Origin of the sequence: Actinomadura macrotermitis (genome assembly GCF_009604375.1) — a bacterium.
GTDB classification, from domain to species: Bacteria; Actinomycetota; Actinomycetes; order Streptosporangiales; family Streptosporangiaceae; genus Spirillospora; species Spirillospora macrotermitis.
Genome location: NZ_WEGH01000003.1, coordinates 222,812 through 235,919 on the forward strand (window position 1 = coordinate 222,812; position 13,108 = coordinate 235,919).

At 72.9% G+C, this 13,108-nt stretch carries 11 protein-coding genes and 1 pseudogene; 7 read left to right on the forward strand and 5 right to left on the reverse strand.

Translation table 11 applies throughout. The features are described 5' to 3' along the window. The first annotated feature begins 7 nt into the window (after nucleotides 1–7). Nucleotides 8–1,864, forward strand: a complete 1,857-nt coding sequence (ilvD, locus tag ACRB68_RS22165; protein ID WP_153535556.1) for a dihydroxy-acid dehydratase — start codon at nucleotides 8–10, stop codon at nucleotides 1,862–1,864. A 66-nt stretch (nucleotides 1,865–1,930) separates the two neighbouring features. On the opposite strand, the gene ACRB68_RS22170 is transcribed toward ilvD, so the two are convergent. The 3 genes from ACRB68_RS22170 to ACRB68_RS22180 form a co-directional block, all read right to left on the reverse strand. Then, the gene (locus ACRB68_RS22170) at nucleotides 1,931–2,152 is read right to left on the reverse strand and encodes an FmdB family zinc ribbon protein (RefSeq protein ID WP_153535558.1); all 222 of its coding nucleotides are present in this window, start codon (nucleotides 2,150–2,152) and stop codon (nucleotides 1,931–1,933) included. A gap of 40 nt (nucleotides 2,153–2,192) precedes the next feature. Beyond that, nucleotides 2,193–2,702: an HNH endonuclease gene (locus ACRB68_RS22175; protein WP_153535560.1), complete on the reverse strand. Its 510-nt coding sequence runs from the start codon at nucleotides 2,700–2,702 to the stop codon at nucleotides 2,193–2,195. Nucleotides 2,703–2,966: 264 nt separating this feature from the next. Then, a complete protein-coding gene (locus tag ACRB68_RS22180; protein WP_153535562.1) occupies nucleotides 2,967–3,425 on the reverse strand; it encodes a DUF11 domain-containing protein in 459 nt (152 codons plus the stop codon). Nucleotides 3,426–3,504: 79 nt separating this feature from the next. On the opposite strand from ACRB68_RS22180, the gene ACRB68_RS22185 reads away from it, so the two are divergent. Both ACRB68_RS22185 and ACRB68_RS22190 read left to right on the forward strand, forming a co-directional pair. Beyond that, on the forward strand, nucleotides 3,505–5,586 hold the full coding sequence (locus tag ACRB68_RS22185; protein WP_153535564.1) for a prolyl oligopeptidase family serine peptidase: 2,082 nt from the start codon (nucleotides 3,505–3,507) through the stop codon (nucleotides 5,584–5,586). Nucleotides 5,587–5,658: 72 nt separating this feature from the next. Beyond that, a complete protein-coding gene (locus tag ACRB68_RS22190; RefSeq protein ID WP_153535566.1) occupies nucleotides 5,659–6,453 on the forward strand; it encodes a class I SAM-dependent methyltransferase in 795 nt (264 codons plus the stop codon). A 181-nt stretch (nucleotides 6,454–6,634) separates the two neighbouring features. Here ACRB68_RS22190 and ACRB68_RS22195 read toward each other — a convergent pair whose 3' ends face one another. Beyond that, nucleotides 6,635–7,252 (reverse strand): GNAT family N-acetyltransferase, encoded by a 618-nt coding sequence (locus ACRB68_RS22195; protein WP_153535568.1) that lies wholly within the window; start codon nucleotides 7,250–7,252, stop codon nucleotides 6,635–6,637. A gap of 7 nt (nucleotides 7,253–7,259) precedes the next feature. Continuing rightward, nucleotides 7,260–8,846, reverse strand: coding sequence for an XRE family transcriptional regulator (locus ACRB68_RS22200; RefSeq protein WP_328594584.1), 1,587 nt, complete (start codon nucleotides 8,844–8,846; stop codon nucleotides 7,260–7,262). Between the two features lie 468 nt (nucleotides 8,847–9,314). On the opposite strand from ACRB68_RS22200, the gene ACRB68_RS22205 reads away from it, so the two are divergent. From ACRB68_RS22205 to ACRB68_RS22220, 4 genes and pseudogenes are all read left to right on the forward strand, one after another. Further along, the gene (locus ACRB68_RS22205; RefSeq protein WP_328594586.1) at nucleotides 9,315–9,692 is read left to right on the forward strand and encodes a hypothetical protein; all 378 of its coding nucleotides are present in this window, start codon (nucleotides 9,315–9,317) and stop codon (nucleotides 9,690–9,692) included. A gap of 296 nt (nucleotides 9,693–9,988) precedes the next feature. Beyond that, complete coding sequence (locus ACRB68_RS22210) at nucleotides 9,989–10,993, forward strand: mechanosensitive ion channel family protein (RefSeq protein ID WP_153535570.1); 1,005 nt, start codon at nucleotides 9,989–9,991, stop codon at nucleotides 10,991–10,993. Between the two features lie 70 nt (nucleotides 10,994–11,063). Then, nucleotides 11,064–11,429: pseudogene (locus ACRB68_RS22215) on the forward strand (globin); the annotation flags it as partial. A 22-nt stretch (nucleotides 11,430–11,451) separates the two neighbouring features. Next, a complete protein-coding gene (locus ACRB68_RS22220) occupies nucleotides 11,452–13,008 on the forward strand; it encodes a glycoside hydrolase family 13 protein (RefSeq protein ID WP_153535574.1) in 1,557 nt (518 codons plus the stop codon). Nucleotides 13,009–13,108 lie beyond the last annotated feature (100 nt).

Sequence of the window (13,108 nt, forward strand, 5' to 3'; positions counted from 1 at the left end):
AGGTCACATGCCCCCGCTCAGGTCACGTACGGTCACCCACGGCAGGAACATGGCGGGCGCCCGCGCGCTCATGCGCGCCAGCGGCGTGGCGCGGGAGGACTTCGGCAAGCCCATCGTGGCGGTGGCCAACAGCTTCACCCAGTTCGTCCCGGGCCACGTGCACCTGCGCGAGGTCGGCGACGTCGTCGCCGGCGCGGTCAAGGAGGCCGGCGGCGTCCCGCGCGAGTTCAACACCATCGCCGTCGACGACGGCATCGCGATGGGCCACGCCGGCATGCTCTACTCGCTGCCGTCCCGCGAGGTGATCGCCGACGCCATCGAGTACATGGTCAACGCGCACTGCGCCGACGCCCTGGTCTGCGTCTCCAACTGCGACAAGATCACCCCGGGCATGATGCTGGCCGCGCTGCGGCTGAACATCCCGACCGTGTTCGTCTCCGGCGGCCCGATGGAGGCCGGCAAGCCGGTCGAGGGCGTCCTGGACGGCAACAAGCTCGACCTGATCGACCCGATCATCGCCTCCGCCGACGACTCGGTCGCCGACGCCAAGCTCGCCGAGCTGGAGGAGAGCGCCTGCCCGACCTGCGGGTCCTGCTCGGGCATGTTCACCGCCAACTCCATGAACTGCCTCACCGAGGCGATCGGCCTCGCGCTGCCGGGCAACGGCACCGTCCTGGCGACCCACACCGCCCGCCGCCGCCTGTACGAGGACGCCGGCCGCACCGTGGTGGACATCGCGCGCCGCTACTACGAGCAGGACGACGAGTCGGTCCTGCCGCTCAACATCGCCACCAAGGAGGCGTTCGAGAACGCCATGGTGCTCGACATCGCGATGGGCGGCTCCACCAACACGATCCTGCACCTGCTGGCCGCCGCCTACGAGGGCAAGGTCGACTTCGGGCTGAAGGAGATCGACGAGCTGTCCAAGCGCGTGCCGTGCATCTGCAAGCTGGCGCCCGCGACCGCCAGGTACCACGTCGAGGACTGCCACCGCGCCGGCGGTGTCCCCGCGCTGCTGGCCGAACTGGACCGCGGCGGCCTGCTGCACCGCGACACCCACTCGGTGCACGCCGCGTCGCTGACCGAGATGATCGACAAGTGGGACGTGCACTCCCCCAACGTGCTGCCCGAGGCGCTGGAGATGTTCCACGCCGCGCCCGGCGGCGTCCGCTCCACCTCGGCGTTCAGCCAGAGCGCGCGCTGGGAGGAGCTCGACCTGGACCGCGCCGAAGGCTGCATCCGCGACATCGAGCACGCCTACACCACCGACGGCGGCCTGGCGGTGCTGCGCGGCAACATCGCCCCCGACGGCGCGATCGTCAAGACCGCGGGCGTCGAGGAGGAGCTGTGGACCTTCACCGGTCCCGCGGTGGTCTTCGAGTCCCAGGACGACGCGGTCGAGGGCATCCTCGGCGGCAAGGTCAAGGCCGGCGACGTCGTCGTCATCCGCTATGAGGGCCCGCGCGGCGGCCCCGGCATGCAGGAGATGCTCTACCCGACCAGCTTCCTGAAGGGCCGCGGGCTCGGCAAGGCGTGCGCGCTGATCACCGACGGCCGGTTCTCCGGCGGCACCAGCGGCCTGTCCATCGGGCACGCCTCCCCCGAGGCGGCCGGCGGCGGCGTCATCGCGCTGGTGCAGGACGGCGACCGGATCGTCATCGACATCCCGAACCGGACGCTGGAGCTGGACGTCCCGCAGGACGAGCTGGACATCCGCCGCGAGAAGCTGCTGGCCGACCTCGGCGGCTACCGGCCGCGCGACCGGCACCGCCCGGTGAGCGCCGCCCTGCAGGCGTACGCGGCGATGGCGACCTCCGCCGCGACCGGCGCCGCCCGCGACGTGGGCCAGCTCGCCCAGGGCTGAGCGGACGCACCGGGGCCGGGACCACCTTCGCGGTGGTCCCGGCCTCCGTGGTCGCGGGCCCGCCGTTCAGCCGCAGCAGCCCCCGCCGCAGCAGCCGCCCCCGCCGCCGCGCGGCGCGGGCGGCGCCGCGCCGCCCCGGGACGACCCGGTCACCGCGACGGTGGACAGCAGCTTGACGGTGTCGTCGTGCCCGTCGGGGCAGGCGGCGGGCGCGGACGCCTCGCTCATCGGACGCGACACCTCGAACGTGGACCCGCAGGCGCGGCAGCGATAGTCATAGCGTGGCATGCGCCCAGAATAAGGTCGTGGCCGCGCCCGCGGCCACGACCTAGGCGGCGGGCTCGGTCACGTAGGGGGCCCACTGGGGGTCGCCGTCGTTGATGACGCCGATGAGCCGCCAGTGCGCGCCGCGCGGCACGCCGGGCGTGATCTCCAGCGTCCACCCGAGCTCCTCCAGCAGCCGGTCGGCCTTGCTGTGGTTGCACGCCATGCACGACGCGACGCAGTTCTCCCAGACGTGCTTGCCGCCCCGGCTGCGCGGGTGCACATGATCGATGGTCTCGGCGCGGCGGCCGCAGTAGACGCACCGGAAGTTGTCGCGCCGCATCAGCGCGGCCCGTGTCAGCGGCACCCGCGTCCGGTACGGGATGCGCACGTAGCGGCGCAGCCGGATCACCGACGGCACCTCGATGGCCATCGCCGCCGAGTGCAGCACCGCGCCCGCCGCGTCGTGGTGGACGACCTCGGCCTTCTCCCGGAGCACGAGGCACACGGCCCGCCGGAGCGGCAGCGTGGTCAGCGGCTCGTACGTCGCGTTCAGGAGGAGGACCTGGCGCATCAGCCGTCCCCCAGCGGGCCCGGGCCCGCGCTCTTCGCCTCGGCGGACGCGCGCGTGCGCGCCTCCTGCCGAGGCCCGATTATCGTCTCCGGCACCTGTTGCGCACCCGCCATGAGGACCTCCCCAGAGGCGAACCGACCCGAAATCAGTGTGGCGTCTGAGAGAGGCCGTCCGCTACCCCAATATTCCCCCAAGCGCGGCCCGATCGAACGCGCGCGGCACCAAGCGCCGCGAAAATATGGCGCCGCCGGGAGCCTTTTTCGGTCAGGGGGTGCGGCGCGGGCGGGGAGCGGCGGCCGGCGGGGCCTGCTCCCAGGTCGCCCGGCCGTTGATGCGCACATCGCCCGCCCCCGAGGGCGGGAGGGCGGCGACCAGGAAGCCGGTGCGCCGTCCGCCCACGCGCACCGCGCCGTACTCGCAGCGCACCGAGGCCTTCGCCGGCTTGCAGCGCGCGCTCACCGACGTCACGCGCAGCCGGGGCGTCAGCCGGTGCTCGAGCGTGACCCGGTCCAGGTCCCTGGTGCCGGTGTTGCGCAGCGTCCAGGTCCAGGTGACGGTGTCGCCCGCCGCCGAGACCTTCGGCATGGAGTAGACGAACTCCACCTTCCCGGTGCCTTCCGCCCAGGCGGGCGGTGCGGCGCCGAGCGCGATGACCGCGGCGCCCGCGGCGGTGACGATGCCCTTCATGTTCCCGACCCCCGTCTGGAAGAGCCCACTGGTCACCGCCACTTCTACCGAAGACGGTGGCGGTGTTCACCTCGCCACACGCGGGCGGGCCCGGCGGCTGCATAAGGTGCACTCCATGAGCCGACCGCCGTATCCGCCCGCCCGCCGCCAGGACATCGCCGACGACCTGCACGGCCACCGCGTCCCCGACCCCTACCGCTGGCTGGAGGACCGCGACGACGCCGCCACCGGGGAGTGGCTCGCCGCCGAGGACGAGCTGTTCCACGCCTGCGTGGACGTCCTGCCCGGCCGGGACCGGTTGCGCAAGCGGCTCGCCGAGCTGCTGTCGGCGGGCAGCGTCGGCGCGCCCGTCTGGCGGGGCGAGCGGCGGTTCTTCACCCGCCGCACCGCCGAGCAGGAGCACGCCGTCCTGTACACCGTGGATCCGGACGGCGCCGAGCGCGCGCTCGTCGACCCGATGGAGCTGGACCCCGAGGGCACCACCACCCTGGACGGCTGGCAGCCCGACAAGGAGGGCCGCCTGCTGGCGTACAAGGTGTCGCACGGCGGCGACGAGGAGTCGCTGCTGTACGTCATCGACGTCGCGACCGGCGAGCGCGTCGAGGGGCCGATCGACCGGAGCCGCTACTCCCCCATCGCGTGGCTGCCCGGCGGCGAGGCGTACTACTACGTCCGGCGGCTCGCCCCCGGCGACGTCCCGGCGGGCGAGGAGCAGTACCACCGGCGCGTCTACCTGCACCGCGTCGGCACCGATCCCGACACCGCCGACACGCTCGTCTTCGGCGACGGGCTGGACAAGACCAACTACTACAGCGCCGCGGTCAGCCGCGACGGCCGCTGGCTCACCATCTCGGCGTCGCAGGGCACCGCGCCGCGCAACGACCTGTGGCTCGCCGACCTGGCCGCCTCGTCCCCGGGCGCCCCCGACATCCGGGTGGTCCAGCAGGGCGTGGACGCCGAGACGTGGCTGTCGGTCGGCCGCGACGGCCGCGCCTACGTCTTCACCGACCTGGACGCGCCGCGCTCGCGGCTCTGCGTCACCGACCCGGCGACCGCCGCCGACCGGTCCACCTGGCGCGACCTGCTCCCGCAGGACCCCGAGGCGGTGCTCACCGACTACGCCGTCCTGGACGACCTGGACCGGCCGGTGCTGCTGGCCGGCTGGACCCGGCACGCGATCGGCGAGATCACCGTGCACGACCTGGCCACCGGCGAGCGGCTCGGCGAGGTGCCGGCGCCGGGCCTCGGCTCGATCGGCGGCATCGTCGAGCGGCCCGAGGGCGGCCACGAGGCGTGGTTCGGCTACACCGACAACACCACGCCCGCCACGGTCCTGCACTACGACGCGCGGACCGGCGAGACGACCACGTGGGCGACCGCGCCGGGCGTCGTGCAGGTGCCCGCCGTCGACGCCGAGCAGGTCGTCTACACCTCGGCGGACGGCACGCAGGTGCGGATGCTGGTGCTGTCGCGGCCCGGCGCCAGTGGCCCGCGGCCGGCGATCCTGTACGGGTACGGCGGCTTCAACGTGCCGCTCACCCCCGCCTACTCGGCGAGCGTCCTGGCCTGGACCGAGGCGGGCGGCGTGTACGCGATCGCCAACCTGCGCGGCGGCTCGGAGGAGGGCGAGGAGTGGCACCGCGCGGGCATGCGCGAGCACAAGCAGAACGTCTTCGACGACTTCCACGCCGCCGCCGAGAAGCTGGTCGCGGACGGCCGGACCACCCCGGAGCAGCTGGCGATCTCCGGCGGCTCCAACGGCGGGCTGCTGGTCGGCGCGGCCCTCACCCAGCGCCCGGACCTGTACCGGGCCGTGGTGTGCTCGGCGCCGCTGCTGGACATGGTCCGCTATGAGAGGTTCGGGCTCGGGCAGACCTGGAACGACGAGTACGGCACCGCCGACGATCCCGAGGAGCTCGGCTGGCTGCTGGCGTACTCGCCCTACCACCACGTGCGCGAGGGCGTCGCCTACCCGGCGACGCTGTTCACCGTCTTCGACAGCGACACCCGGGTGGATCCGCTGCACGCCCGCAAGATGTGCGCCGCGCTCCAGCACGCCACGTCGTCGGACGCGCCGGTCCTGCTGCGCAACGAGGCGCAGGTCGGGCACGCGGGCCGGTCGGTGAGCCGCTCGGTCGAGCTGATGACCGACACGCTGTCCTTCCTGGCCGCCCAGACGGGCCTGACCCTGGACTGACGGCCGGTGGCGTGCGTCACACAGGCCCCGCCCCTGATGACGGCACCTATTGACACATGCTCGAATAAGGGGATGAGTCCTCCGGTGCCGCCGCACCCGTCCACCGCGGAGCGGATCGCGGGCCTGCTCGCCGATCCGCCCGCGGAGCCCGCCCTGACCGGCGGCTACCTCGACCTGCTCGGCCCGCGGGCGGCGCCGGCCCCGACCATCGCCCAGCAGGTGATGCAGTCGACGCTGCTGCCGCAGATCTACGAGCGCGTCTGGCGGCCGGTGGCGTTCAACCTCGCCAAGGGCTGGCCCGCCGGGCCCGGCACCGCGGCCGAGCACGCGCTCGCCCGCGAGTGGCTCGGCCTCGCCCAGCCCGGCGACGTCCGCAAGCCCGCCGCGACCGTGCTGGACGTGGCGTGCGGCCCGGGCAACGTCACCCGCGCCCTGGCCGCCGGGGTCGCCGAGAACGGCCTGGTCGTCGGCCTCGACGCCGCCGCCGGGATGCTCGCGCGCGCCGCGGCCGACAGCGCCGGGACCGGCATCGGCTACGTCCGCGGCGACGCGGTGGGCCTGCCCTTCCAGGACGCCTCGTTCGACGCCGTCTGCTGCTTCGGCGCCCTCTACCTGTTCGACGACCCGTGGGCGGCCGTCGACAGCATGGTCCGCGTCCTGAAGCCGGGCGGCCGGCTGGTCGTCCTCACCACCCGCCGCCCCGCCCTGCCGGTCTCGCGCGCGAGCAGCGCGATCTTCGGCGCCCTCGCCGGGGTGAGGATGTTCGGCGACCACGAGGTCACCGCCGCCCTGGCCGACCGCGGCCTCACCGGGATCGAGCACCGCCGCTACCCGTTCCTGCAGCTCGCCGCGGGCCGCCGCCCCTGACCCCGGCGGGGCCGGCCCACCCCTCCAGCCGGCCTCGCCGGGCACCGGCGTACACGCGCACACGCCGCTTCCCCCGCTGGTGGCGGGGAAAGCGGCGCGTGCCTGCCCGAAGCCCCGTCCGGGTACCGGCCGCGGCCGGCCCGGACGGGGGCCGTTCATCGCCCCCGAGGGGGCGGGCCCCTCAGCGGAGGCGTTTCTCCAGATAGATGTTGACGATCCCGCCGATCGGCTCCCGCCTGGTCTCGGTCCAGCCGAACCCGCGGTACAGGGCCAGCGCCGGGCCCTGGTGCTCGGTGGTGTCGGCACGCAGCAGCCGGTAGCCGATCTCGGCGGCGCGTTCCTCCAGGGCCTGCACGACGGCCCGTCCGTAGCCGCGGCGCTGCACGTCCGGGCGGACGCGCAGGCGCACCATCTCGGCCACGCCGAGCTCGGGCGTGCCCACGCTGAACCCGCCGTACGCGCGGGCGCTGCCGCCGGGGATCAGGTCGGCCCGGCGCAGGCCGCCCATCGCGACGATCCGGCCGTCCAGCTCCCCGACGAGGAACTCGCCGTTGTTGGTGAGATACAGGTCCTCCATCCGGAACAGGTCGTGCTCGTAGTACACCCCGTCGCCCGGGCGCAGGCCCACCTGGGCCAGCCCGGCCCGGTGCAGGTCCAGGACGGTGGCGTGGTCGGCGGCGCGGTAGCGCCGCAAGCGCAGGTCGCCGAAGGCCCAGCGGGGCGGCTCCTGCCGGAGCCGGACCGGCGCGGCCGGGGTGGCGGTCCCGGGGGCGGGCGTCTCGCTCTCGTGGGTCGTCATCGCGTCTTCAGACCTGCTCCGAGGGCGGGACCGGCCGCGTCGCCGGGGGCGCCGTCGGGCTCTTCACCCAGGGGCCGGCGAGCGCCTCGTAGAAGGGCTTCAGCTGGGGGACCTCGCCGTGCTTGGCCTTCACCGCCGCGCCGATCTGCAGCGCCCGGTGCACCAGGATGTCGGAGCGGTGGTCGGGCGGCAGGTCCAGGATCGCCTCCTGGGCCGTGCTGAGCGCGGCGTCGGGGTGCCCGGCGTGCAGCCGGCACGACGCCCGGTCCAGCCGCACCAGGGTGAGGTCGACCTTGTCGTTGGAGTCGTAGAGGGTGAGGGCCCGGCTCAGGTGCTCGTCGCCGTTGCGGTGGTCGCCGAGGTTGGTGTAGGTGTCGCCCTCGTAGAAGGTCATCTGCCGGTCGGTGAAGCCGAAGACCAGGTCGCCGGTGTCGTCGCGCGACAGCCGCTCGAAGACCGAGCGGCCGCGCAGCAGGGCCCGCTGCGCGCCGGGGCCGGCGTCGCTGCGGCCGCGCATCGCCAGCATGCCGAGGGCGCGCGCCTCGACGGCGGGCGCCATCGCGGCCGCCACGCTCGGGTCGCGGCCGGCCAGGTCCTGGGCCTTGCGGGCCAGGTGCAGCGCCTCGCGCGGGTCGCCATAGTACATGGGCACCAGCGCCTCGCGGACGGTGACCCAGGCGCGCAGCTTGCGGTCGCCGGTCTCGTCGGCGGCGGTGCGCGCGGTGCGGAAGAACGAGCGGGCCAGCCGGTGGTCGCCCAGGTTGATCATGATGAGCCCGGACAGCCCGGACAGCTGGGCGGCGATGCGGCAGAGCCGCTCCTGCAGGTCGACCGGCTGCCGCTTGTCGACCATGCGGCGCACCTCGCTGAAGTCCAGCAGCACGTCGCACAGCATCCGCAGCGACGGCGTCGCCTGGTAGGACTGGCCGTACCCGAGCGTCGTCTCCTCCCACTGGTCCAGCATGGTCGGGGACACGGTCGCGTTGACCAGCGTGTCGTCCATCTTGCGCCGAAGGTTGTCCACCGCTCCCAGGAACTGGCCGTCGAGCGCCACGCCCGCTCCGGCCAACAGCTGCAGAAGTGTCCTACGCAGCACGATGTCCTCCTCTCCTACATCAATGGAAATGGGGCCCGCGGCGCGGTCGAGACCCCTGATCGATTCGTTCACCGTCATCCAGCGGCTCTCGTCCCGCATGGGGACCAGGACCGCTCCCTCCAGGGCGGCACCCGATTCCTGCACCGGCCGTCCTTGCGGCACCCGCGGTTGCGGTACCGCGGCCTCGGCGGCCACCGGGGACGCGTGGCCGCGCCCGCAGATGCAGGGGTTCTGGTAGCCGAGCCTGTCGGGATCCACCCGGTAGACGGCGCAGAGGTAGTGCAGGTATTCGGGTCCGGGCCTTTTGTAACCGCTCTCGTAGGCCGAGAGCAGCGTCTCCCCGATCCGGGGCCGCGGCTTGCCGTCGACCTCGAACAACGCCTGGACCTGGGCCACGATGTCGGACAGCGGAACCCCGTGGGAAAGGCGGTGCGCCTTCACCTCGCTGGTGCCGAAAAGCGGCCCGCACTGCTCGTGGATCTCTTGTGCGATCTCCACGGGAAGGCGCCCTCGGGCCAGGCCGTGCGCGCGGATCCTGCGGGCTATGTCCGTTTCCTTGCGGGGGGGTTCCGACATTACTTCCGGCCTCCTCACCGCTGGGCCGGCCCGTCGCCCTCGGGGAGGGGCGGCGGTCCGGCCACGGCGACCGGTTGCAGTGGTGGCCACGACCAATGATCTCTCGCTGACAGAGCGTAACTCCAGGCACAGGGCGCGCCAAGCGATTCCCGGGAAAGGCGGACGCTCCGGGGAGAGCATTCGCCCCTCGGGTAGAGGATCCTCCACCGGAGGGCGGTGAACCTCCCCTGAGGTGCGCAAATCCGCCCCGCGCCCGGACGACGCCCCCCTTGACCGGTCGTCATGAGAGTTGCAATTCTCACTACGAGCGAGAACGCAGATGCAGAGAGTTGATCACACGGGAACGACGGCAACGGTCCTCGCAGCACGAAAGACGGAGGGGGTGCACGGGTGGTCAGCGACAGACGCGTCGGCTACCTCGAGGAGCTGGAGCACGAACTGGGCAGCCGCGGGCTCGTCGCCCGCGTGGTGCGGACCCGGTCCGGGCCGGCCTTCCTGAGAGTGGTCAACCCGGACGCCGCGAGCCTGGCCGAGGACGTGACGTGCGCTCCCGCGCCCGAGTCACGCGATCACTACTACTGGTGGTCCTGGGGGGAGCGCATGCACCGGGTCGACGACCCCGGCGGCGCCGCGGTGAAGCTGGCGCACGTCCTGCAGCCGCTCCGGCTGGAGCAGCGCCGCGAGGTGTGCGGGCACCGGGCGCAGGGCCGGGCGGTCCGCGCCCCGGCCCTGGATCTGGATCTGGAGTGGCAGACCGGCCACCCATGAGCCGGGCGTGTCCCGTGGGGCCGTGGCCGGAACGGCGCGGCAGCCGCGGACCCCACGGGACGCGTTCGTGAACTGGACCGAGCGGGCCGCGCGCCACGCTCGGCATCGACTGCCGTGGTCCCGGCCGACCCCCGTGCCGGGACCACGGCATCCCCCTCTCCTCCCCGGCCGACGTCACGCCCTACGCCCGGTGCGGTACGAACCTTTCGTCACCGTCCCCTACGATCGGCTCGTACCGCCGCAGGTCCACGGCGATGTGACGTGACACCACAACCGGCCGGGGAGGGTCTGCCTCAATGTCACCCATCCACGTGTCCGCTCTGGCGCTGCTCGCGCCGGGGGACACCGCGGAGACCGCGTGCAAGACCAACGAGCCCAGCGTGGCCTGCCGGGTCGTGTGGAACGTCTCCCACAACACCGACTTCACCCACTTCTTCCGCGACTGGCTCGACCAGCCGCTGAACACGGTCTTCTGGATCGTCGTCACCTTCGTGATCGCGCTGGTGCTGCGCAACTTCGCGCACCGGATGATCACCCAGGTCACGGTCCGGATGGCCGAGGGCACCATGTCCGAGCGGGTGCGCGAGCGGACCCGCACGCACTTCGACGGCAGCCCCGCGCTGCTCAACCAGCGGCGGGCGCAGCGCGCCAAGACGCTCGGCTCGGTGCTGCGCAGCATCGCCTCCATCCTCATCATGGGCACCGCGGCGTCCAGCATCCTCGGCTCGCTCGGGCTGAACCTGGCGCCGATCCTGGCCAGCGCGAGCGTCGTCGGCGTCGCGGTCGGCTTCGGCGCGCAGAACATCGTCAAGGACTTCCTGGCCGGGCTGTTCATGCTGCTGGAGGACCAGTACGGCGTCGGCGACGTCATCGACGTCGGCACCGCCAAGGGCACCGTCGAGGCGGTCACCCTGCGGGTCACCCGGATGCGCGACGTCGACGGCGTGGTCTGGTACGTGCCGAACGGCGAGATCAAGAAGGTCGGCAACGAGTCGCAGAACTGGGGCCGGGCGGTGCTGGACATCCCGGTCGACATCGCCGAGGACATCGAGAAGGTCAAGGAGATCCTCCAGGTCACCGCGGACAAGCTCGCCGAGTCCGCCGACTGGGAGGACGTGGTGCTGGAGAAGCCGTCGGTGTGGGGCGTGCAGGCGATGGCCGGCGACGCGCTGATCATCCGGGTGGTGCTGAAGACCGCCCCGGGCAAGCAGGGCGAGGTGGCGCGCGAGCTGCGCGAGCGGGTCAAGGTCGCCTTCGACGGCGCGGGCATCGCGGTCGGGACGCCCGCGCCCGCTTCTTGATCGAAGTGACCGATCCCGCATCCCGCCGCCGTTCTTGTCACATAGGGTGGGGGTCGATATGACGCAACAGGTGACCTTCTACGAAGCGGTCGGCGGCGAAGAGACGTTCCGGCGTCTGGTGCACCGCTTCTATCAGGGCGTCGCGGACGACCCCCTCCTGCGCCCCCTCTACCCGGAGGAGGACCTCGGTCCCGCCGAGGAGCGGCTGCGGCTGTTCCTCATCCAGTACTGGGGCGGCCCGAACACCTACAACCAGCTGCGCGGGCACCCGCGGCTGCGGATGCGGCACGTCCCCTTCGTGATCGGCGAGGCCGAGCGCGACGCGTGGCTGCGGCACATGCGCGAGGCCGTGGACGAGCTGGCGCTGCCCGAGCAGCTGGACAAGATGCTCTGGGACTACTTCACGATGGCCGCGCACAGCATGGTGAACGCCCCGTCCTGAGGGTAGATCGCGGTGTATGACGTCCCCCTGGTGGCGCAACGCCGTCGTGTACGAGGTCTATGTCCGCAGCTTCACCGACGCCGACGGCGACGGTGACGGCGACCTGCGCGGAATCCGCTCCCGGCTGGGGCATCTCCGCGAGCTCGGCGTGGACGCCCTCTGGCTCACCCCCTTCTACCGCTCGCCGCTGGCCGACGGCGGCTACGACGTCGCCGACTACCGCGACGTCGACCCCCGGTTCGGCACCCTGGACGACCTGGACGCGCTGATCGCGGACGCGCACGCGCACGGCCTGCGGATCATCGTCGACATCGTGCCCAACCACACCTCCGACCGGCACGCCTGGTTCCAGGAGGCGCTCGCCGCCCCGCCCGGCTCCCCCGCCCGCGACCGCTACATCTTCCGGCCCGGCCGCCCGGGCTCGGACGAGCCGCCCAACGACTGGCCCTCGGCGTTCGGCGGGCCGGCCTGGGCGCGGCTGCCCGACGGCGAGTGGTACCTGCACCTGTACGCGCCCGAGCAGCCCGACCTCAACTGGCGCAACCCCGAGGTGCGGCGCGAGTTCGAGGACATCCTGCGGTTCTGGCTGGACCGCGGCGTGGACGGCTTCCGCATCGACGTCGCGGCCGGCCTGTTCAAGGACGCCTCGTTCAGCGACCTCGGCGACCGCGGCCGGCACGTGGTGGACGGCCCGATCTACAGCCGGCCCGAGGTGCACGAGGTCTACCGCGACTGGCGGCGCATCCTGGACTCCTACGACGGCGACCGGATGGCGATCGGCGAGGTCTGGACCGACGCCCCGGAGGACCTCGCCCTTTACCTGCGGCCGGACGAGCTGCACCAGGTGTTCCAGTTCGACCTCCAGCTGGCGCCGTGGTCGGCCGAGGCGTTCCGCGACGTCGTCACCGCCGCGCTGAAGGCCGTCGCGTCCACCGAGGCCGCTCCCACCTGGGTGCTGTCGAGCCACGACTCCGTCCGGCACGTCACCCGGTACGAGCAGCAGGGCGGCGTGCCGGGCATCGGCCTTGCGCGCGCGCGGGCGGCGCTGCTGTTCCTGCTGGCGCTGCCCGGATCGGCGTACCTCTACCAGGGTGAGGAGCTCGGGCTGCACGAGGTGACCGACCTGCCCGAGGAAGCCCTGCGAGACCCCATCTGGAAGCGCAGCAACGGCACGCAGCGGGGCCGCGACGGCTGCCGGGTCCCGATCCCCTGGTCCGGCACGAAGGAGCCGTACGGCTTCGGTCCGGACGGTACGCGCCCCTGGCTGCCCATGCCGGACGCCTGGCGTTCCCTGTCGGTCGAAGCGCAGCAGGCCGACCCGATGTCCACGCTCACCTTCTACCGGCAGGCCCTGCGGGAACGGCGCGCGCTGCTGCCCTCCCTGCCGGATTCGCTGGAGTGGCTGGAGGCGACCCCGACGCTGCTCGTCTTCCGGCGCGGGCCGCTGGTCTGCGCCCTGAACTTCGGGGAGAACCCCGCCCGCCTGCCCGCGGGCGAGGTCGTCCTGACGAGCGGGCCCCTGTACGGCGAGCTGCTGCCCGGCAACTCCGCGGCCTGGCTGACCAGCACCTGAACCGCCGCACTTGCCTGCGGAACCTCTCTTGTCACGGTCATGGCACAGGCATAGCGTCGGAAAAAGCGGCCACCTGTGACCGTTTCCTTCCATCCCGTGA

Bases quoted from the DNA above. Each gene is read 5' to 3' on its own strand.
- ACRB68_RS22195 (WP_153535568.1), bottom strand. From the start codon at position 7,252: ATGACGACCCACGAGAGCGAGACGCCCGCCCCCGGGACCGCCACCCCG.
- ACRB68_RS22175 (WP_153535560.1), bottom strand. From the start codon at position 2,702: ATGCGCCAGGTCCTCCTCCTGAACGCGACGTACGAGCCGCTGACCACG.
- ACRB68_RS22190 (WP_153535566.1), top strand. From the start codon at position 5,659: ATGAGTCCTCCGGTGCCGCCGCACCCGTCCACCGCGGAGCGGATCGCG.
- ilvD (WP_153535556.1), top strand. From the start codon at position 8: ATGCCCCCGCTCAGGTCACGTACGGTCACCCACGGCAGGAACATGGCG.
- ACRB68_RS22210 (WP_153535570.1), top strand. From the start codon at position 9,989: ATGTCACCCATCCACGTGTCCGCTCTGGCGCTGCTCGCGCCGGGGGAC.
- ACRB68_RS22220 (WP_153535574.1), top strand. From the start codon at position 11,452: ATGACGTCCCCCTGGTGGCGCAACGCCGTCGTGTACGAGGTCTATGTC.
- ACRB68_RS22170 (WP_153535558.1), bottom strand. From the start codon at position 2,152: ATGCCACGCTATGACTATCGCTGCCGCGCCTGCGGGTCCACGTTCGAG.
- ACRB68_RS22185 (WP_153535564.1), top strand. From the start codon at position 3,505: ATGAGCCGACCGCCGTATCCGCCCGCCCGCCGCCAGGACATCGCCGAC.